Consider the following 21,230-nt stretch of genomic DNA (forward strand, 5'->3'; position numbering starts at 1 on the left):
CACGCGCCCCTCTTCCTCTTTATGCCCCGTTCGGCGCCGTGACGGGCGCGCGATCGTAGAAGTAGATGCCGTGCGGCGAGCGGCCCACGGCGATCGTCTTGATGAGCTTCTTCGTCTGCATGTCGATCAGGCCGATGTGCTTCGCGAAGCGGAACGTCACCCACAGGTAGCGCTTGTCGGCGGTGAGTTCCATGTCGTCGGGCCCGGGCATCAGGCCGCTGATCTCGCCGGTCTTTTCGAGCGTTTCCTCGTCGATGATGCTGATGACGTTCGACACCCGGCTCGACACCAGCACGTGACGGCCATCGACGAGCGAGCGGAAGTTGTGGGCGGCCTTGCCCACCTGGATCGTTTTGACGATCTTCTGGTTGCGCCAGTCGACCACGGCAACGTAGTCGGCGCCGGTCATGCCGATGAGCAGGTACTTGTCGCCGGGCGTGAGCCACAGGCCGGCCGGTGCGGGGCCGACCTTCATCTTCCAGAGGACCTTCTGCGTGGGCAGATCGACCGCCGCGATTTCGCCCGACACCTGAAGCGACACGAACACGGTACGGCTGTCGTTGGTGAACGCAAGGTGGCTCGGCATGGCCGAGAGCGGCAGGCGCTTCGCGAGCGTGATATTGCTGCCGCCCGCGTAGTTGTAGATATCGAGGCGGTCGAGGCGCAGGCCCGTCGTGACGAACCACTTGCGGTCAGGCGAGAAGCCGAGCTGGTACGGGTCTTCGATGTTCTCGACCCAGTGCTGCACCTTGCCGGTTTTGGGGTCGACGAACAGCAGGTTGTTCGACACCGAGTTCGCGACGATCAGCGCACTGTTGTCCGGCGTGGGGAAAAGGTGATGCGGCTCCTTGCCCGTGGGCACGGTGCCGACGACTTCGTGTGTCTTGTCGTCGATGAGGCTCAGCGTAGCTTCGCCCGAATTGAGGACGATGATGTTGTCCGCATGCGCGGACGTTGAAGCGAGCGCAGCGAAAGCGAGCGCGACGCCGACGGCCTTGCTGGCGATGCGGCTGAGAGTTGCGTTGTTCGGCATTGAAGTATCGTTCCCGGGCAGATGCGTGCGTGATTGTAGAACGTCTGTTTGCCTGCAAGGTTGACGTAGGGCCCTTGAAAAATGCAAAGAACGCAGATATGCGGCCGTTTTCGGACCAGTGTTATGGCCCGTAATGCGCGGCCGCAGTGCCGTTCAGCGCTGCATCGACTCCCAGACCTTGTGCAGGCGCTTCACCGAAACCGGCATCGGCGTGCGCAACTCCTGCGCGAAGAGCGAAATGCGCAGTTCTTCGAGCAGCCAGCGGAATTCCGAGAGACGAGGATCGAACACGCCGCCGCGCTGCGAGAGCGCGCGCTGGTATTGCTGCGCGAGCGGCTGAAATTCGGCGGCCTGGCGCGCGTCGCGCGCGGGATCGGCGCGCAGCTTGTCGATGCGCAGCGCAACGCCCTTCAGGTAGCGCGGGAAATGCACGAGCTGCGCATACGGCGTCTCCAGAATGAAGCGTTTGCTGATGAGCGCATCGACCTGTGCCTGCATGTCGGTCGCGGGCGCACCGAAGGCCCTGGCCTGCACAAGCTTCTTCGCGAGCGCCGCGTATTCCGCGAGGATCTGCCCCACTAGCCGCGCGATTTCCTGGGCGAGCAGCGAGAGACGTCCGCGGCCTTCGTCCTTGCGCGCGTGAAAGCTCGCGTCGTCGTCGGGCAGCGGTTCTTGCAGGCAGGCGCGGTCGAGCGCGAGTTCGATCAGCTGGTCGCGCAATTCCTCCTGCGTCGCCCGCGTCATGAACTGCATCGCCATTTCGCGCAGGCCCGGCAGATTCTTCTCCAGATAGCGAATGGGCTCGCGCAACTGCAGCGCGAACAACCGCCGCAGGCCAGCGCGATGAATACGCGCCGCCTCCTCCGGCGAATCGAATACTTCCACGTCGCAATGCGTGCCGCGATCGACCAGCGCCGGATAGCCGAACAGCGTCTGTCCGCCGCGCCGGATTTCCAGCAGCTCGGGCAACTTGCCGAAATTCCACGTCGTGAGGTTTTCGTAGAGGGCGGTGGCGGGCGTCGCTTCGCCGGGCGTCGCTTCGCCGGGCGTCGCTTCGCCGCGCGTCGCTTCGCCTGCTGCGGGCGTGTGCGGCGCGAGGCTCCTCTGCGGTGCTTTGCCGGCTGCCGCTTGCTGCGCTGTTTCGGCAGCAGCGCCACCCTGCGCATGCGTTTCCAGCGCGGCAAGCGCCGTCGCGCTCGCGAGCTTCTGAAACTGCTGCTGAGCCTGGGCGCCGAGTTCGGCGCGCAGTTGCGCGAGGTTGCGGCCCATGGCGAGCTGCCGGCCGTGCTCGTCGATCACCTTGAAGTTCATGAAGAGATGCGCGGGAAGCGTTTCGAGCTTGAAGTCGGCCGACTTCAACGCGATCTGCTTCTGCTCGCGCACGTCGGCAATCAACGCCTCCAGCAGGCCACCTGCGCCGAAGCGTTCGCCGCCCGCGCGCCCGGCGAAGCCAGCCGCGTACTCGGGCAGCGGCACGCAGTGGCGGCGCAGCTTTTGCGGCAGCGACTTCAGGAGCAGTTGCGCCTTCTCCTTGAGCATGCCGGGCACGAGCCATTCGCAGCGGCGCGCGTCGACCTGGTTGAGCGCGTAGAGCGGCACCGCGAGGGTCACGCCGTCGCGCGGCGAGCCCGGCTCGAAGTGATACGTGAGCGCCATCGCCACGCCCGACATCGTCATGCGCTTCGGGAACAGGTCGGTCGTCACGCCCGCCGCTTCGTGGCGCATCAGGTCGTCGCGCGAGAGGAACAAGAGACGCAGCTTGTCCTCGGGCTGGCCGCTCTTCTTCACCTCGTCGCGATACCAGCGCTCGAACGACGCGCCCGAATAGATGCCCTCGGGAATCGCCTGATCGTAGAAGCCGTAGATCAACTCGTCGTCGACGAGCACGTCCTGGCGGCGCGACTTGTGTTCGAGCTGCTCGATGTCGGCGAGCAGCTTGCGGTTGTGCGCGAAAAATGCGAGCTTCGTGTCGAACTCGCCTTCCACGAGCGCGCCGCGAATGAAGAGTTCGCGCGCGCGCGCCGGATCCTGCCTGCCAAACGCCACCCTGCGGCGCTGATACACCGGCAAGCCATAAAGCACGCCGCGCTCGAACGCGCTGACCTGTGCGGCCCGTTTTTCCCAATGCGGCTCGGAGAGCGACTTCTTCAGCAAGTGCGCGCCCACCTTCTCCAGCCATTCGGGCTCGATCTTGGCGATACAGCGCGCGTAGAGCCGGCTCGTTTCGACGAGTTCGGCGGCGACGACCCAGCGCCCCGCCTTCTTCACGAGCGCCGAGCCCGGCCACAAGTGGAACTTGATGCCGCGCGCGCCGAGGTAATGCGGTTCGTCGTCGGCCTTCAGGCCGATGTTGCCGAGCAGGCCCGTGAGCAGCGCGTGATGGATCTGCTCATAGGTCGCGTCGGCTTCGTTGATGCGCCAGCCGTGCTCGCGCACCACCGTCAGCAGTTGTGAGTGGACGTCGCGCCATTCTCGCAAGCGCAGATGCGAGAGGAAGTTCGCACGGCACGCATCGAGCAGTTGGCGGTTGGACTTCTTGTGCGCGACTGCATCCTCGAACCAGGCCCAGATCTTGAGCCATTGCAGAAACTCGGAGCGCTCGTCGGCGAAACGGCGATGGGCCTGGTCCGCCTGCTCCTGCGCCTCGATGGGCCGGTCGCGCGGGTCCTGGACCGAGAGCGCGCTCGCGATCACGAGCACTTCGCGCAGCGACTGCTCGTCGCGCGCGCCGAGAATCATGCGGCCCACGCGCGGATCGAGCGGCAGGCGCGCGAGTTCGCGGCCGAGCGGTGTGAGCGCGTTGTCGTCGTCCACGGCGCCCAGCTCGTTGAGCAGCTGGTAGCCGTCGGCGATCGCGCGGCCCGGCGGCGGCTCGATGAACGGGAACGTCTCGATCGCCGTGAGATGCAGCGACTTCATTCGCAGGATCACGGCGGCCAGCGACGAGCGCAGGATCTCCGGATCGGAAAAGCGCGGGCGCGCGACGAAATCCGACTCTTCATAGAGCCGGATGCAGATGCCGTCCGCGACGCGCCCGCAGCGGCCCGCGCGCTGGTTTGCGGCAGCCTGCGAGATCGACTCGATCTGCAACTGCTCGACCTTGTTGCGGTACGAGTAGCGCTTGACGCGAGCGAGGCCCGTGTCGACCACGTAGCGGATGCCCGGCACCGTCAGCGAGGTTTCCGCGACGTTGGTCGCGAGCACGATGCGGCGCGCGTTCGAGGGCTTGAACACGCGCTCCTGCTCCTGCGCCGAGAGGCGCGCGAAAAGTGGCAGGATTTCGGTGTGCGGCGGATGGTGCTTGCGCAGCGCCTCGGCGGCATCGCGAATCTCGCGCTCGCCGGGCAGGAACACCAGCACGTCGCCCGAGCCTTCGCGGCAGAGTTCGTCGACGGCGTCGACGATCGCTTCCATGAGGTCGCGGTCGGTGTCGCGCTGCGACTTGCCGCTCTTTTCGCGCCCCGCCGTGCCCTGTGCGTTCTTCACCGCCGGGCTGTCTTCCTGCACCGGCCGATAGCGCACCTCGACGGGATACAAGCGCCCGCTGACCTCGATCACGGGTGCCGGCTTCTCGTCGCTGCCGAAGTGGCGCGCGAACCGGTCCGCGTCGATGGTCGCGGAGGTCACGATCAGCTTGAGGTCGGGCCGGCGCGGCAGGATCTCCTTCAGATAGCCGAGCAAAAAGTCGATGTTCAGGCTCCGCTCGTGCGCCTCGTCGATGATGATCGTGTCATAGGCCTTGAGCAGCGGATCGGTCTGCGTCTCGGCGAGCAGGATCCCGTCGGTCATGAGCTTGACCGAGGCGCCCGGCGAGAGATTGTCGGTGAAGCGCACCTTGTAGCCGACCACTTCGCCGAACGGCGTGTTCAGTTCGTCGGCGATACGCCGCGCGGTGGCCGACGCCGCGATCCGCCGCGGCTGCGTATGGCCGATCAGACCCGTGCCGCCCGCGCCGAGGCCGCGACCCAGCGCGAGCGCGATCTTCGGCAACTGCGTGGTCTTGCCCGAGCCCGTCTCGCCGCTCACGATCACGACCTGATTCGCTTCTAGCGCGCGCGCAATTTCTTCGCGGCGGCCGGATACCGGCAGCGCCTCGGGGAACGTGATGGGCGGCACCTTGTTCGGCTCGATCACGCGACGCGGCTCACGTTCGCCACGCGGCTTGCCCGGGTTGCCTTCCTTCGCTTCGTTGCCCTGCGGGCGTTCACTGCGCTCATTGGGGGAGCGTGTGGCGCGCTCCGCTTGCGGTCGCGGCGCGCGTTGCGGTTGTGCCGGTCGCGCCGGCTTTTGCTGCGGAGACGGATCGCGCGGCTGCGCATGTCCCGAGCCGCCGGGCGCATCGGGCCGCGTATGTTGCCCACGTTGCCTACGTTGCGTGTGTTCGCGCGAGGCTTCATCGGACGGCGTGTGCCCCGCCTGCTTTTGTGTTTGCGCGCGCGTCTCGCGCGGCGAGTCCGGCTTGCGTGCCTCATCGCGCGGCGCGCGCGCTTCGCGCTGCTGCGCACGTTGCGCGCCTTGCGGTGCGCGGCTCGCCTCGCCGCGCGCCGGCTCGCGACGGCGCGCACGCTCATCCTGCGCGTGCGTGGCGGCGGCATCGCCCTGTTTCACGCCGCTTTCGGCACGCGCGCCTTGCGCGTCTTTCGCCCTCGCGGGCTGCGCCAGCGCCTGCTCCGTTGCGCGCTTATCCTGCACGCGTGCGCCGCCCAGCACGCCGCCGCCCATGAGCGCGGCAAGCTTGTCCGCCGACGCGAGCTTTTGCCCGTCGCCGTACTTCTGCGACGCGCTTTTCCGCTGCGCGCCGTCCTGCGCCGATTCCTTCCCGGCCGGGGTGTTGCTGCCCTGCGCCGAGGCAGGTCTTTTGGGTACATTCGACATGGGGGCGCATTATAATCCCGGGCATGAATTCCCAAACCGACCTCGCCCCCGCCACCGACAGCGCGCCCGCCGCCGCTGCGGATCCCGACTCGCAGATCCTCGCGCAGCACGCGCAGTTCGTCGACTGGATGCGATCGGTCGCGCCCTACATCCACAGGTTCCAGGGCAAGACGTTCGTCGTCGCGTTCGGCGGCGAGGTCGTCCACCAGAATCTGCTCAACGCGCTCGTCGCCGACATCGCGCTGCTGCAGGCCATGGGCATCCAGATCGTGCTCGTGCACGGCTCGCGCCCGCAGGCCGAAGAGCAGATGAGCCTGCACGGCGTCGAATCCGAGTTCTCGCACGGCATGCGCATCACGAATGCCCGCGCGCTCGAGTCCGCGAAGGAAGCGGCCGGCGAAGTGCGTCTCGACATCGAGGCCGCGATCAGCCAGGGTCTGCCGAACACGCCGATGGCGCACGCACACATCAGCGTGGTGTCGGGCAATTTCGTGACGGCGCGACCGGTCGGCATTCTCGACGGCGTCGACTTCCAGCACACGGGCGTCGTGCGCAAGATCGACGCGGATTCGATCCGCCATTCGCTCGCGAGCCGCAAGCTCGTGCTGCTCTCGCCGCTCGGTTTCTCGCCCACGGGCGAGGCGTTCAACCTCTCGATGGAAGATGTCGCTTCGGCGGCGGGCATTGCGCTGCGCGCCGACAAGATCATTTTCCTCACCGAAACGCCGGGCCTGATCGACGAAGATGGCGAGCTGATCCGCGAAATGTCGCTCGACGACGCCTACAAGCTGCAGGAAAGCGGCACCGTGCTCGGCGACGCGGGCTTCTATCTGAAGCACTCGATTCGCGCCTGCCGCGGCGGCGTGGGCCGTGCGCACATCATTCCTTATGCGCTCGACGGCAGCGTCCTGCTCGAACTGTTCCTGCACGACGGCGTGGGCACCATGATCTCGTACGAGAACCTGGAAAGCCTGCGCGAGGCCACACCCGATGACGTCGGCGGCATTCTCACGCTGATCGAGCCGCTCGAAAGCGACGGCACGCTCGTGCGCCGCGGCCGCCACCAGATCGAGCGCGACATCGACCACTTCTCGGTGATCGAGCACGATGGCGTGCTGTTCGGCTGCGCGGCGCTCTACGCGTACTCGCAGGAGCGCATCGGCGAAATGGCGTGTCTCACGGTCTCGCCCGAGGCGCAAGGCTCCGGCGACGGGGAGCGGCTCTTGCGGCGCATCGAACAGCGCGCGCGGGCACGCGGCCTCACCCGCATTTTCGTGCTCACCACGCGCACGGAACACTGGTTCCTCAAGCGCGGCTTCGTCAAGGTAACGGTGGACGACCTGCCCGAAGACCGCCGGCGGCTCTACAACTGGCAGCGCAAGTCGCTCGTGCTGATGAAACAGCTCTGAGCGCCCGCTCACGCCACCCCCACATACGATCAAGGAGAAGCACAGCATGGCCCGTATGATTCAATGCGCGAAGCTCGGCAAGGAAGCCGAGGGTCTCGACTTTCCCCCGCTGCCCGGCGAACTCGGCAAGCGCATCTACGAAAACGTCTCGAAGGAGGCGTGGCAGCAGTGGCTCAAGCAGCAGACCATGCTGATCAACGAAAACCGCCTGAACATGGCCGATCCGCGCGCACGTCAGTATCTGATGAAGCAAACGGAAAAGTACTTTTTCGGCGAAGGCGCCGACCAGGCCGCCGGCTATGTGCCGCCGACCGAAGGCTAAGGCCTGCTGGAACTCTCTCAGGAAGTGCTCTGCGCCAGTCGGTGGCGCAGCACAGCCGACCGAAAACCGCGCCCCGGGCGCGGTTTTTTTATGTGCTTCATGCGCGTTGCAGGCGCAGGAAACGGTTCCATGAAATCGGCGCAATCGCCCGCCACACGGGCATCTGGCCCGCTTCGAGGAACCCCGCCTGGCAAGCGATTTGCAGGATCTTCGGCGATCATGCTACCATTGGGCCTCGTTCAACAGGCTATTCCATCAAATAGCCATCAATCGGCATTCGTCAGTGTTGCGGCGGCGGCACTTCCCGTATCGCGGCAGAACGCCATCGCCCCGAGTGCACACATCGCAGAAAGACACGCTCCGTAACGCGGGCTGCTTTTTGATTTCAACGGCGCTTTACCGGGCACCCCCGTGCCGGTCCAGCGTCCTCATGTGCCCTGCCCCCCTTCCACGGCCACGCAGGCGCAACGCTTAAACACAACTCGTCCGAGTGTCGTTTCGCGGCGCTTCAGCATTGCTTTCGTGCGCCTCTTGCCTGGCGCGGCACAGCAGCGGCCGCCATCCGGCGACGCGCGGTGCGCGAAATGTCGTCGCTAACCCGAAACGGTACTCTCCGGCAACCGTGGCGAGCCTCGTCTTACGCTCGTCGCAGTCATTGGAGATGCAGACCTTGACCGCTTCCACTTCCGCCACACCGGCGGCATACGCCGACCTCACTGTCGACGACATCACGATCGTCGACCAGGGCCTTCTCAAACGCGCCGTCGGCGCCATGGCGCTCGGCAACGCCATGGAATGGTTCGACTTCGGCGTGTACAGCTACCTCGCCGTCACGCTCGGCCAGGTGTTCTTCCCCTCGAGCAGCGCGTCAGCACAGCTCATTGCGACGTTCGGCACGTTCGCGGCCGCATTCCTCGTGCGCCCGATCGGCGGCATCGTGTTCGGGCCGCTGGGCGACCGTATCGGCCGCCAGCGCGTGCTCGCGATGACGATGATCATGATGGCCTGCGGCACCTTCGCGATCGGGCTGATCCCGTCGTACCACTCGATCGGCATTGCCGCGCCCGCGCTCCTGCTCGTGGCGCGTCTCGTCCAGGGCTTCTCGACAGGCGGCGAATATGGCGGCGCGGCGACCTTCATCGCCGAGTTCGCCACCGACAAGCGCCGCGGCTTCCTGGGCAGCTTCCTCGAGTTCGGCACGCTGATCGGCTACGTCCTGGGCGCGGGCACCGTTGCCCTGCTGACGGCCATGCTCTCGCACGAGCAGCTGCTCGACTGGGGCTGGCGCGTGCCGTTCATGATCGCCGGCCCGCTCGGCCTCGTCGGTCTCTATATCCGCACGAAGCTCGAAGAAACGCCCGCGTTCAAGCGCGAAGCGCAACTGCGCGAAGCCGAGGAACACGCGCGCCCGAAGCTCACGCTGCACGCGCTGCTCACCCGCCATCTGCGCCCCTTCCTGCTATGCGTGGGCCTCGTGCTGATCTTCAACGTGACCGACTACATGGCGCTCTCGTACCTGCCGAGCTACCTCTCGGCCACGCTGCACTTCAACGAGACGCATAGCCTCTTCCTCGTGCTCATCGTGATGGTCCTCATGATGCCGATGACGCTCGCGCTCGGGCGCCTGTCCGATGCCGTCGGCCGCAAGCCCGTGATGCTCGGGGGCTGCGTGGGGCTCATCCTGCTCTCGATCCCGGCACTCACGCTGATCCAGACGGGTACGCTCTTGCCGGTATTCTTCGGCCTCCTGATTCTCGGCGCGCTGCTCTCGTGCTTCACGGGCGTGATGCCATCGGCGCTGCCGGCGCTGTTCCCGACCGCGATCCGCTACAGCGCGCTCGCCATCGGCTTCAACGTGTCGGTGTCGCTGTTCGGCGGCACGACGCCGCTCGTGGCGGCGTGGCTCGTCGAGCACACGCAGAATCTGATGATGCCCGCGTACTACCTGATGGGCGCGGCGGTGATCGGCATCGTCTCGGTGCTCGCAATGCCCGAAACGGCGCGCCGTCCGCTGCCGGGTTCGGCGCCGAGCGTCAGCAGCAAGTCGGAAGCGCATGCGGTGCTGCGCGGCGCGCGTCTCGCGCGCGAACTCGACGAGGAATACGCCCTCGCCGACGCGGTGCGTGCCGTGCGCGCCTGATACGGGATTAAACCGCCCGCATCGAAAGGCCAGCTTCGTGCTGGCCTTTTTTCTTGCTGGCCCGACAGCGCTATTCGACGAGGTTGACGTGCTCGACGTGCAGTGCGCCGTCGCTTGCTATCGTCAACATCGCCGCCGAGACGGGCAGCCTGAAGCGCCGCGGCCCCGCGCTGCCGGGATTCACGAACAGCACGCCATCGCGCGTTTCGAGCGCTGGCTTGTGCGAATGCCCGCTCACGACGAGCGCAATGCCTTCAACAGCGGGATTGCCTTGCAGATCGGCCAGTTCGTGTACCACGGCGAGCCGCACGCCGCCCAGTTCCACCGTGGTCTGCAGGGGCAGCGCCTCCGCCCACGCGCCACGATCGTTGTTGCCGCGCACTGCGGTAAGCGGCGCGATGGCCGCGAGCGTGTCGAGCACAGCCGCGTCGCAGATGTCACCAGCGTGCACGATCGCGTCCGAGCCCTTGACGAATGCAAGGAGCTCGGGGCGCAGCAGATTGTGCGTATCGGCAACCAGCGCAACGTGCAGCGGACGCAGCGGGTGTTTCGCGGACATGGCGGAACGGCTCGGCTATGGAACAGCGATTATCGCCGCGCTCACGCCTTTGCGTCGTCGTTCTCATTCGCTCCCGCGCCGATATACACCGCCAGCCACACGCTCGGCGCGGTTGGATCGGTCCAGGACACGCGGTGGCGGCAATGCGCCGGCAGGTGCACATAGTCGCCAGGCAGCAGGCGCCGCGGCGGCACGGCCGCATCCTCGAACGCCAGCGTCGCCGCGCCGGAGAGCAGCACCACCCACTCCTCGCGCGCGTCGTCGTACCAGAAGCCCGGCGGGCTCGCCTGCCCCGTCGAGACGATGCGCTCGATCGACAGCCCATCGCGCGAAACGAGCGTATCCAGACGCTCCTTGTCCGCGTCGTGGACGATGCCTGCGAATAGATTGCCGAATGCGGCGGTTAGCGGTTCGTTCATCCGGAAGCACTCACGTGTTGGTTTCAAGCGAGGGGTTTCAGGCCGTCGAGCAAGGTCGGCACCAGTTCGCTCACGGTGGGGTGCACGTGCATCGCGTATTGCAGCGTCGTGTAGGGCGCGCCGGCCGTCATCGTGTCGATGAACGTGTGGATCGCCTCGTCGCCTTCGATGCCGAATATCGCCGCGCCGAGGATGCGTTGCGTCTGCGGGTCGACCATCGCCTTCATGAAACCGCCGGTTTCGCCGCGCTCGCGCGCGCGGCCTACGCGTGACATCGGCATCGTGGCGATGAGCGCAGGCTTGCCGCGCTCGCGCACTTCGCGCTCGCTCAACCCCACGCGGGCAAGCGGCGGATCGACATACACCGCGTACGCGGGAATGCGGGTGTCGGCGCTGCGCGCCTTGCCGTCGAGCAGATTCGCCGCGACGATCTGGAAGTCGTCGTATGACGAGTGCGTGAACGCACCGCGGCCGTTCACGTCGCCGAGCGCCCAGATGCCTTCCACGGCCGTGCGCAACTGGCCATCCACGGCAATGAGCCCGTGCGTGTCGGTCTCGATGCCCGCGGCGTCGAGGCCCAGGTCGTCGGTGTTCGGCACGCGTCCCGTCGCGAACAGCAGGTGCGAAGCATCGAGCGGACCGCTGTCGAGCGCGATGCGCACGCCTGCGTCGCCTTCGAGCGGCGCCACGCTGCGCGGCTGCGCGCCGAAACGAAACGCCACACCTTCGCGCGCGAGAAGGTCCTGCACGGCGTGCGAAAAGTCTTCATCCTCGCGCGAGAGGATGCGTTGCCCGCGCACCAGCACCGTCACGCGGCTGCCGAATCGGCGGAACATCTGCGCGAATTCGAGCGCCACGTAGCTGGCGCCGCAGATCGCCAGATGTTCGGGCAATTGCTCGAGCGCGAGCAGCGTCGAGTTGGTTTCGTAGCGAATTGTTTCGAGGCCCGGAATGGCGGGGATCTGCGCGCGCGTGCCCGTGTTGATGAAAATTTCGGGTGCTTCGAGATCGGCCTGGGCGCCGTCGTGGGTGCTCACGCGCACCGCATGCGCGCCTGAGAAGCGGGCATGACCCTTGAACACGGTGACATTCGGCGCCTCGCGCAGCCAGCGCTCGACCCCGTCACGCGAAGCCCCGACGATGCGCTCCTTGCGCGCCTTCACGAACGCGAGGTCGACGTGAACATTGCCTGCGGGCACGCCACTCGCCAGTTCGCCACCGCCGATTCGCACGCCGAAGTCGGCCGCGTGCCGCGCAACGTGGGCGGCACGCGCGCAAGCGACATACGCCTTGGTCGGCGTGCACCCCACGTTCACACAGGTGCCGCCAAACGCCGCGCGCTCGATCACAGCCGTCTTGCGGCCGCTCTGCCCGAGCCGCACGGCGAGAGGCGGCCCGCTCTGCCCCGTGCCGATCACGATCGCATCGAATCGTTGTGCCATGCCGCTCTCCTTTGCCGTTGTCACGCGTTGAGCCGGGATGCCGCCCCGCAATGCACATCCGCCAGACGCGGCCGCTCGCGCCATCTTACGCGCGCCGAATGGCAACGGCGCGCAGCGTGATGGTGTGCCTCCGCGTGCAGTGCGAAGGCGAATGACGCAGGCGCAAAAAAAAAGAGCCGCCTCGCACGACGAGGCGGCTCACAGGGTGACGTCACAACAGCAAACGGGCGAAGCCGCTGCGCGTCAGGGGGACTGTCGAACGCACTGCGCGCTTGCGTCAGGCGTTCGGTGAATGCGTTATTGGGGCTTGGTCTTACCGTGGGGCAAACCGGCGTGCAGTCGCTCGCCCGCGCGATCCGGGCGCCGGATCAATGCGAGCAATGCGCGCAATGCGCAGCCGCGACTTCATCGCGGTCTGCGCTCCACAATTCGCGCGAGCGCTGAAATGCGGCGCGCGCACCGCGCGTAGCCATCATCAGCCCGACTTGCCCCATGTTGAAGTCGAGCGACACCATCATCTGCATCAAGTCCACCATCGGCAGGACCAGCGCAGGCTGATACAACTGTCGTTCGATAAAGGATTTCATGACCCGCTCCCGCTGCACGCCCCGCGTCCTGGTGACGTAAGGCCATTCGATGTTTGTGATTGTATGAATGCAGCGTGCGCTGATAAATGGCTCGTCCGCGAAGTCACTTGTCAAGAATCGCGAACAATGGGAACAGGTGCGCCGGCACCGGGCTCGGCGCGGCACTTTCGCCGGCCGGCCGCAGTGCCTCCTTGCGACGCATTGCGCGATGTGGCTCGCCAACGCGCGTCCGCCTCTAGACGAGGGGCGTGGCGACGAACTCCGGCAGCGTCTCGGCGCGCGCGGAGAGCGCGGCGATCGCCGGGTACCGTGCGGGATCCACGGAACCGGGCAAGATGTGCTGATTGAACCGCCATGCGACGGCCGCCGTGATATCGGCCTGCGTGATGCGGCCCGCGCACAGCCAGCCGCCGCGGCCCGCGACGAGTTGCTCGAGGACCGCCCACGCCGCGTGCATCTGGGCGTTCACGCGTTCGAACCACGGCTCGTGCTGGCGCTCGGCGGGACGCAGTTCGCGCTCGTAGACCTGCTGCACCGTCTTTTCCATGGCCGCGAGCGCGAAACCGTTCACGCGCAGTGCGAACGCGCGCTCTTGCGTTTCCTCCGGCATGAGCCGCCGCGCGGCAGGCACCTTGCGGTCCAGATAGTCGAGAATCAGCGTCGAATCGATCAGCTGGGTGCCATCGTCGTCGATGAACGTGGGCGCCTTCACGACCGGGTTGATCCGGGCAAATTCGCCGTACTGGCGAAATACCGAAATGCTGTGGTGCTCGAACTCGAGCCCGAGGACATGCAGCGAAATCGCGACGCGACGCACATATGGGGAGTCCATCATACCGATCAACTGCATGGGGTTTACCTCATCCTGGAAAAAGGGGTGGGGCGTCGATCTTGCAGTAAGCGCCGCCCCATTTCAAGCGGCGTCTCGAGTGTTTTCGACACCCTGCTTTGGGACCACCAGCAAACGGTGTCATATGACGCCGTCCCGCGGCTCGTTGTGCAAAAACGCACCGTGTCGATGTGCCACGCTCTCTTCTCCGCGCAACGGGACTACATTCGTTACCTGACGTCCGGACTGATGCGTCGCGGCATTGCTGCAATGCAGCGCTCCGCCCTCTCACGGAAACGCTGCTTCGGGATGCCGCGCCGCTCAAGGCGCAGCCACCCGCGGGAGTCAAGCGCAGGATGCCGAAGCATTACGCAGATCGCATGAAAGCGCGTTTCGGCGCGCCACATGTGCTGCGGTGCATGGCCGGGAAACTCCTGGATTCGGACGCCGAACGGCTGAGATAGTCTCAATGCACAAGGAGACGAAATCATGAGACAAGCATTCAATGTTGGCATCGTCATCATCCTCGCCCTCCTCCTCGCGAACCGTGCCATGACACGTGTGCAGGCTCACGAGGCTGGCTCGCTCACCTGCGCCCAGGGCTCCGCACTCGTCAAAGCGGAAGCGCTCGTACGAGGATTCGGCGAGCGCGGCGCAAGCAGCCAGAGCGAGAACTTCCTCTCGTCGTGCCTCGTGTCGGGCCAAGGACAGGTCGGCGACCTGATCGCCCACGACTAAGAGGTAGGGGCTGCGGGAGGCGCACGTTAGCCCGGCACGTGCCGGCTGACAGCGCGGCGCGCGAAGCCACGCGCGCGATGGTTGCTTCGGCACCTGCCGCGGCCGCGCATGGTCCGTCAGGTCAACCTTGGGCACCGCACGGGCACACAGGGCTAATCGCCTTCCACCGCGGGGCACTATTCCATGCCCCGCACCGAATAGTCCTGCCTGTTTCCGGGTGTCCTGCCCGTAAATTCCCGAGCGTCAAAAAACGCGGAGCGATCCGGTTGCTCTCGCCTCGAATTCCTTTTGTGTTGCCAATGCCGATGGTTGGCGGCGAGAATGCTCGCGGACCACGGAGAATGTATGAAAGGTTTTGTCCTGTTGTTTGGAGTCAGTTTCCTCTCGGCGTGCACATCGGTGACCGCCGTTAATTCGAGACAGGACGGGCATCTCACCGTCACGAGCCGTGCACGCTGGGATATCGTTTCCTGGAACCGCGTGCGCACGGCCGGGCTCCACAAGGCAGAAGACTACTGCGAAAAGCAAAAAAAGCAGTTGCACACCGTGGAAATTCACAGCGAAGGGCTGCATGGCGTGACAACTCAGACAGTAGAGGTAATCTTCGACTGCATCTGAGGCGGCGCTTCACGCTTTCGGCGCCAGCCCCGCCGGACGGGCCTTCCTGTCAAACATGCCAGCCCTCGTCGCCCCACCTCTTTGCTAAACCGCAATAGTTTGTTGTCGTTCACCCTGATACTCAATCCGCATGGGCGCGCTAGACTGACGATACATTTTGTTACGCTTAGAGGCGCGTCATGTTGACCGCATTTTTCATCGCCTGCCCATTCGGTATCGCGGCGTTATTCGGGTTTGCACGGCTGATCAATCCTCATACCGGGAAAATCGGTAATCGTTGAGCGCGCAAGCGCCTCTTTTCGGCACAGCGCTCGACCGAGCTTCGCACTGCAAGCCTCCGCAACTGACCGGTTTTCTTCCGGCAGGCATCGCCGTCTTCTTCCGCTTATTTCTTTGCCGCAGGCACGCCGCCGTGCGTCCGCATTCGATGCGCCGCGCCAGTGAAAAACCCGCGAAGCGTTGAGCCGTCGCGGGTTCTCTGAATCCAGCGGAATCCGCTGAAAGGACATCTGGTGCCGGGGACCGGACTTGAACCGGCAAGCCGTTAGGCGGCGGATTTTCGTCACACTGCGTCTTTCGACGCCGCCCTACCCATGATGGGCGAGCGTTCGTGCGCTGGACTATGCCTTCGCCGTCGCCACGTGCAGCGTTTGCACGCCGCGCGCCGCCTTAGGCGCCCCCCGTCTAGTCTCTACACCTTCCGGGCCCGCAGTGTTACGCCGCGGCCGGCTTGGCTCGGCGTTGCCTCGGCGCCTCGCGCGTTATGCGCCTCGAGGCCCAGGGGTTTCGCCGAATTTGAGGGGTTCTGCACCGGCCGTTTCCGGTCGGGCACTCAATCGTTATTTAAGTCCGCTATGTTTACCAATTTCATCACCCCGGCAGGGCGGACGCGATTCTACCATTGCCCGGCACGCGTCCCAAATGGGCTCCCCGGGGCCAGACGATCCGCGCCGGCGGTCCTTTGCCTGCCTGTCCGTCATCTGCAGGTCATACGCCTTTTTCATAATCGGCCCTATCGAAAACGTTTACAACGAGCCGGGGCCCCTCGCATGACGCCAACCATCAAGGATGTCGCCGCCCACGCGGGATTCTCGATTGCCACTGTCTCACGCGCGATCAATGCGCCTCACACGGTCAACCCCGTCACGCTCGCGCGCGTGCGCGAAGCGATCGACGCGCTGAAGTTCCGCCCCAATCCGCTCGGACGCCAGTTGCGCGGCGAGCGCACCCGCCTGATCGGCGTCGTGCTGCCCACGCTGGCCAACCCCGTGTTCGCCGAGTGCCTGCAGGGCATCGACGAACTCGCCGCGGCGCAGGGTTTTCGCCTCATGCTGATGACCACGCAGTACGACGCCGATCGCGAGCGTCACGCGATCGAAACGTTGCGCGCGCAACGGGTCGAAGGGTTGATCCTGACCGTGGCGGACGCAGACACCCACCCGCTGCTCGACGAGCTCGATGCAGACGGCCCGCTCTACGTCCTGATGCATAACGACACGAAGCGTCGCCCTTCGGTATCGGTGGACAACCACCAGGCGGCGTGCGACGGCGTGCGCGCGCTGATCGCGCATGGCCATCGCCGCATCCTCATGCTGGCCGGCACGCTGGCCGCCTCCGACCGCGCACGTCAGCGCCATGCGGGCTATTCCCACGCAATGCAACAGGCAGGCCTTGCGCCCGCGCCGGCGCTGGAGATCGATTTCAACGCGGACGAACTCGCGCCCTCGGTGCTCGCGCATCTGACGAGCGGGCCCGCACGCCCCACGGCCCTCTTCTGCAGCAACGACCTGCTCGCGATGGTCGTGATGCGCGGACTGCGCCGCGCTCGCCTGCGCGTGCCGCAGGACATGTCGATTCTCGGCTTCGACGGCCTCGCGATGAGCGAACTGCTCGCGCCACCACTCGCGAGCATCGGCACGCCGAACCGCGGGATCGGCCGCGAAGCATGGCAGTGCCTGATGGCGCGCATCGGCGGCCAGTACGAGGGTCCGCTCGCGCATACGCTGCCGCATACGCTGCGCATGGGCGGCACCATCGCCGCGATTGCGCATGGACGGGCTGCTCATGCGATGCATGTCGCGCGCGCCAACGGACTGGCCAACCGAGATCTCGAACCCGGCGACGCGCCTTCGTAAGCGCTCGCGCCGCAGAAGAAAAGACCATCCGGGCCGCGCACGCACGCGGCCTCCATCAAACCGCACGTTTTCCGACCGATCTGGAGACCCGCCGTGATCCGACGATTCGCATCTACCGGCCCGCTTTCGCCTTCGCCCGCGCGCGCCGTCCTGCGCGCGCTCGCCGCGCCGTTGCAACGCATGAGGCGCCTGTCCTGCGCGCTGCCCTCTGCAGCGAAAAGCGCCGCAAGGGCCGCCGCAAGCACTGCAGCGCTTGTGGCCGGTCTTGCCGCGCTCGGTGCGCCGCTCGCCGCGCAGGCAGAACAGACTGCGATCTGCTACAACTGCCCGCCCGAGTGGGCCGACTGGGCGAGCCAGATCCAGGCCATCCATAAAGAAACTGGCATTCGCGTGCCGTTCGACAACAAGAACTCCGGCCAGTCCATCGCGCAACTCATGGCTGAGCAAAAAAGCCCGGTCGCCGACGTGGTCTACCTCGGTGTCTCGTCGGCGTTTCAGGCGAAGGACAAGGGCGTGATCGCACCGTACAAGCCCGCGCACTGGAACGACATTCCCGCCGACCTGAAGGACCCGCAAGGCTACTGGTTCGCGATCCATTCGGGCACGCTGGGCTTCTTCGTCAACAAGGACGCGCTGGAAGGCAAGCCGGTGCCGCGCTCGTGGGCCGACCTCCTCAAGCCCGCGTACAAGGGCATGGTCGGTTACCTCGACCCGTCCAGCGCATTCGTGGGCTATGCGGGCGCCGTAGCCGTGAATCTCGCGCTGGGCGGCTCGCTCGACAACTTCCAGCCGGCCTTCGACTGGTTCAGCAAGCTCAAGGCCAATCAGCCCATCGTGCCTAAGCAGACGGCTTACGCACGCGTCCTCTCGGGCGAGATCCCGATCCTGCTCGACTACGACTTCGACGCCTACCGCGCGAAGTACAAGGATCACGCGAACGTCGAATTCGTGATCCCGAAGGAAGGCACGATTTCCGTGCCCTACGTCATGAGTCTCGTGAAGAACGGGCCGCACGAAGCCAACGGCAAGAAGGTGCTCGACTTCGTGCTCTCCGACGAAGGCCAGAAGCTCTGGGCCAATGCCTGGCTGCGCCCGGTGCGGGCCAGCGCGCTCTCGCCCGAAGCGGCCTCGAAGTTCTTGCCCGCGACCGACTACGCACGCGCGAAAAGCGTGGATTTCGCCAGGATGGCGGCCCAGCAGCAAGCCTTCGGCGAGCGCTACCTGCAGATCATGCACTGAGACCCGAGCCCCGCACGACCATGCATGACCTCACTTTCCCGCTGCGCTGGCGCATCGCGCTCGTCGCGCCTGCGCTCGCGGTCTTCCTCGCGTTCTGGCTGCTGCCCATGGTTGCGCTCGTGCAGGTGAGCGCCGACGGGCATCTGATCGAGACTTACCGCGCACTGCTAACGAACGGCCGCTATATGAAAAGCCTTGGCGCGACGATTGCGCTCTCGGCCGCCGTGACCGCGGCAACGCTAGTGATTTCCACGATCTGCGGCCTCCTGCTCGCGCGGCACGCGTTCGCGGGCCGCCGCGCGCTCGTTGCGCTGCTCACCTTTCCGCTGGCGTTTCCTGGCGTCGTCGTGGGCTTCATGGTCATCATGCTCGCGGGGCGCCAGGGGTTGATCGGCGCGCTTTCGCTGCGCCTCGCCGGCGAGCGCTGGGTCTTCGCCTACTCGATGGCCGGGCTCTTCGCGGGCTACCTGTACTTCTCGATTCCGCGCGTGATCGTGACGGTCATGGCCTGCGCAAGCCAGCTCGACGGCTCGCTCGAAGAGGCCGCGCGTTCACTGGGCGCATCGTCGTGGCGCGTGCTCTGCGACGTGATCCTGCCCGCGCTCGCGCCCGGCCTCGTCGCCGCGGGTGCAATCTGTTTCGCAACCGCGATGGGCGCGTTCGGCACGGCCTTCACGCTCGCCACCGACATCGACGTCCTGCCGATGACCATCTATACCGAGTTCACCCTGAACGCCAACATGGTGACGGCCGCCGGCCTTTCCATCGTGCTCGGCCTCGTCACGTGGGCGGTGCTCACGCTGGCGCGCAACGTGACAGGCGCGGCCGTCGCAGCGACGGCATGAGCGCACCGCGGTTTTCGAGGACTCCCAAATGAATTCGCTCGCCAAACCCGCCACGCCCGGCACTCGAGCCATGCAAACTGCGCAGGAGGCACACGACGCGCCGGATAGCCCGCCAGGCGCGCCGCGCCGGCTCGCCCTGCCCTCGGCGCGTGCGTGGCTCGCGTGCGCGCAATGGCTCGTGATGCTCGCCACCTGCGCGTTTCTCATCGTGCCCGTGGTGATGTCGATCGTCGCGGGTCTCACGGTCAACTACTTTCGCGGCGTGGCGAGCGGACTCACGCTGCGCTGGCTCGATGAGGTCTGGACGCAGTATCACGGGAGCGTGTTCCTCTCGCTCGAAGTCGCCGCTGCCACGCTCGCCGTGACGCTCGTCACCGGCGTGCCTGCGGGCTATGCACTCGCGCGCAGCCGCACACGCCTCTCGCGTGTGATCGAAGAGCTGCTCGTGCTACCCGTGGCGCTACCAGGCCTCGCCTCGGCGCTCGCGCTGCTCGTGGTGTACGGCGGCTTCAGCGCGTTTCGCATGAGCGCGGCGTTCATCGTCGTCGGTCACGTCGTGTTCACGCTGCCGTTCATGGTGCGCCCCGTAGCGGCCGTGTGTGCGTCGGCGGATTTGCGCACGCTCGAAGAAGGCGCGGCGAGCCTCGGCGCGACCTTCTGGCAGCGCTTCACGACAGTCGTGCTGCCCAACGCGCGACCCGGCATCGTGGCGGGCGCCCTTGCCGTGCTCACGCTTTCGATCGGCGAATTCAATCTCACCTGGATGCTGCACACGCCCGACACCAGGACACTGCCCGTCGGCCTCGCGGATACCTACGCGTCGCTGCGCATCGAATTGGGCAGCGCCTACACGATTCTGTTCTTCCTCATGACCATGCCGTTGCTCGTGGCCATGCAATGGCTCGGCGTGGAGGTGCCCGGTGCGTCCGGAAAACCATCCGCCAGGCGGCGTGTGGCGGGTACGCAAAAGAACAACAAGGACTCCGAATGAAACTCGAACCGATTCCGATTTCGCTCACGCGCTGCGCAAAGACCTTTCGCGGCACGCGTGTGCTCGAACCGCTCGATCTCACGATCGGCGCGGGCGAAACGCTCGTGCTGCTCGGGCCTTCCGGCTGCGGCAAGACCACCACGCTGCGCATGATCGCGGGACTGGAAACACCCGATGCCGGCGGCCGCGTCGCCTTCGGCGAAGAGGACGTGACCGCGCAGCCCATCGAGCGGCGCAAAGTCGGCATGGTGTTCCAGAACTACGCGCTCTTTCCCAACCTCGACGTGCGCGGCAACATCGGCTACGGCCTGAAGATCCAGCGCGTTCCCGCCGCCGACGCACGCGCTCGCGTCGACGAACTGCTCGCGATGATGCGGCTCGAAGCGCACGCGACCAAGCCCATTCATCAACTTTCGGGCGGCCAGCGCCAGCGTGTCGCGCTCGCACGCGCGCTCGCGCCGCGCCCGCGCGTGCTGCTGCTCGACGAGCCGCTGACGGCGCTCGATGCGCGCCTGCGCGACACCTTGCGCGGCGAGATGAACGCGCTGCTGCGCGAATTGGGCGTGACGACCGTCTATGTCACGCACGACCAGGCCGAGGCAATGGAACTGGGCGACCGTATCGTGGTGATGAGCGCGGGGCGCATCGAGCAGATCGGCACCCCGCGCGAGATCTACTACCAGCCGGCGAGCCGCGCGGTCGCGCAATTCATCGGCACGCTCAACCGTATCGCAGGACAATGGCAAGATGGCATGCTGCGCACCAATGGCGGCGCGGTGGGAGCCGTCGCGCGCCAAAAGACGGACGACACCGCCGGCATCGCGGAACTCTATTTCCGCCCCGAAGACGCGACGCTCGTCGACCCGGCCGCCGCGCAATTGCGCGGTGTGATCGAACGGGCGACCTTTCTCGGCGAGCGCACGCGCCTCACGATCGGCGGCGCCGCGCCCGACGCGCTGCTCGTCGACGTGCCGGGCCGCGTCGAGCTCGCGCACGGCACGCCGGTCGGCATCTCCATCGCCGCTGAAGCGCTGATTGCGCTCGCCTGA

General features: G+C 66.1%; 17 protein-coding genes. 10 read left to right on the forward strand and 7 right to left on the reverse strand.

The window, feature by feature from the left end; genetic code table 11:
• Positions 1-19 precede the first annotated feature (19 nt).
• Together VSR34_RS01915 and hrpA are read right to left on the reverse strand one after the other, a co-directional pair.
• Positions 20-1,033 carry a beta-propeller fold lactonase family protein gene (locus tag VSR34_RS01915; protein WP_342961729.1) on the reverse strand — a complete coding sequence of 338 codons (1,014 nt, stop codon included), beginning with the start codon at positions 1,031-1,033 and terminating at the stop codon, positions 20-22.
• A 153-nt stretch (positions 1,034-1,186) separates the two neighbouring features.
• A complete protein-coding gene (gene hrpA, locus VSR34_RS01920) occupies positions 1,187-5,908 on the reverse strand; it encodes an ATP-dependent RNA helicase HrpA (protein WP_342961730.1) in 4,722 nt (1,573 codons plus the stop codon).
• A gap of 23 nt (positions 5,909-5,931) precedes the next feature.
• On the opposite strand from hrpA, the gene argA reads away from it, so the two are divergent.
• The 3 genes from argA (at position 5,932) to proP (ending at position 9,779) form a co-directional block, all read left to right on the forward strand.
• Entirely contained in the window at positions 5,932-7,317 is a 1,386-nt protein-coding gene (gene argA, locus VSR34_RS01925) for an amino-acid N-acetyltransferase (RefSeq protein WP_028210099.1), read from the forward strand.
• Between the two features lie 46 nt (positions 7,318-7,363).
• Positions 7,364-7,639, forward strand: coding sequence for an oxidative damage protection protein (locus tag VSR34_RS01930; protein WP_028210100.1), 276 nt, complete (start codon positions 7,364-7,366; stop codon positions 7,637-7,639).
• A 661-nt stretch (positions 7,640-8,300) separates the two neighbouring features.
• On the forward strand, positions 8,301-9,779 hold the full coding sequence (gene proP / locus VSR34_RS01935; protein ID WP_154671172.1) for a glycine betaine/L-proline transporter ProP: 1,479 nt from the start codon (positions 8,301-8,303) through the stop codon (positions 9,777-9,779).
• A 70-nt stretch (positions 9,780-9,849) separates the two neighbouring features.
• On the opposite strand, the gene VSR34_RS01940 is transcribed toward proP, so the two are convergent.
• From VSR34_RS01940 to VSR34_RS01960, 5 genes are all read right to left on the reverse strand, one after another.
• The gene (locus tag VSR34_RS01940) at positions 9,850-10,338 is read right to left on the reverse strand and encodes a metallophosphoesterase family protein (protein WP_028210102.1); all 489 of its coding nucleotides are present in this window, start codon (positions 10,336-10,338) and stop codon (positions 9,850-9,852) included.
• Positions 10,339-10,379: 41 nt separating this feature from the next.
• On the reverse strand, positions 10,380-10,757 hold the full coding sequence (locus VSR34_RS01945; RefSeq protein WP_028210103.1) for a cupin domain-containing protein: 378 nt from the start codon (positions 10,755-10,757) through the stop codon (positions 10,380-10,382).
• A gap of 23 nt (positions 10,758-10,780) precedes the next feature.
• Positions 10,781-12,199, reverse strand: coding sequence for an FAD-containing oxidoreductase (locus VSR34_RS01950; protein WP_028210104.1), 1,419 nt, complete (start codon positions 12,197-12,199; stop codon positions 10,781-10,783).
• Between the two features lie 368 nt (positions 12,200-12,567).
• Positions 12,568-12,786: a hypothetical protein gene (locus tag VSR34_RS01955; RefSeq protein ID WP_028210105.1), complete on the reverse strand. Its 219-nt coding sequence runs from the start codon at positions 12,784-12,786 to the stop codon at positions 12,568-12,570.
• Positions 12,787-13,021: 235 nt separating this feature from the next.
• Positions 13,022-13,636 carry a glutathione S-transferase gene (locus tag VSR34_RS01960; RefSeq protein ID WP_028210106.1) on the reverse strand — a complete coding sequence of 205 codons (615 nt, stop codon included), beginning with the start codon at positions 13,634-13,636 and terminating at the stop codon, positions 13,022-13,024.
• A gap of 468 nt (positions 13,637-14,104) precedes the next feature.
• Between VSR34_RS01960 and VSR34_RS01965 the strand changes: the two genes are divergently transcribed.
• The 7 genes from VSR34_RS01965 to VSR34_RS01995 all read left to right on the forward strand — a co-directional run bounded on the left by VSR34_RS01965 (position 14,105) and on the right by VSR34_RS01995 (position 21,230).
• Positions 14,105-14,353, forward strand: coding sequence for a hypothetical protein (locus VSR34_RS01965; protein ID WP_028210108.1), 249 nt, complete (start codon positions 14,105-14,107; stop codon positions 14,351-14,353).
• A gap of 345 nt (positions 14,354-14,698) precedes the next feature.
• On the forward strand, positions 14,699-14,971 hold the full coding sequence (locus VSR34_RS01970; protein ID WP_028210109.1) for a hypothetical protein: 273 nt from the start codon (positions 14,699-14,701) through the stop codon (positions 14,969-14,971).
• Between the two features lie 1,049 nt (positions 14,972-16,020).
• Positions 16,021-17,106 (forward strand): LacI family DNA-binding transcriptional regulator, encoded by a 1,086-nt coding sequence (locus tag VSR34_RS01975; protein ID WP_342961731.1) that lies wholly within the window; start codon positions 16,021-16,023, stop codon positions 17,104-17,106.
• Between the two features lie 180 nt (positions 17,107-17,286).
• Positions 17,287-18,345, forward strand: coding sequence for an ABC transporter substrate-binding protein (locus tag VSR34_RS01980; protein ID WP_342961777.1), 1,059 nt, complete (start codon positions 17,287-17,289; stop codon positions 18,343-18,345).
• Between the two features lie 20 nt (positions 18,346-18,365).
• Positions 18,366-19,190 carry an ABC transporter permease gene (locus VSR34_RS01985; protein ID WP_028210111.1) on the forward strand — a complete coding sequence of 275 codons (825 nt, stop codon included), beginning with the start codon at positions 18,366-18,368 and terminating at the stop codon, positions 19,188-19,190.
• Between the two features lie 28 nt (positions 19,191-19,218).
• Entirely contained in the window at positions 19,219-20,181 is a 963-nt protein-coding gene (locus VSR34_RS01990; protein WP_342961732.1) for an ABC transporter permease, read from the forward strand.
• On the forward strand, positions 20,178-21,230 hold the full coding sequence (locus VSR34_RS01995) for an ABC transporter ATP-binding protein (RefSeq protein WP_342961733.1): 1,053 nt from the start codon (positions 20,178-20,180) through the stop codon (positions 21,228-21,230). Before VSR34_RS01990 ends, VSR34_RS01995 begins: the two co-directional genes overlap by 4 nt.

Origin of the sequence: Paraburkholderia sp. JHI2823, from assembly GCF_038900695.1 — a bacterium.
Lineage (GTDB): Bacteria > Pseudomonadota > Gammaproteobacteria > Burkholderiales > Burkholderiaceae > Paraburkholderia > Paraburkholderia mimosarum.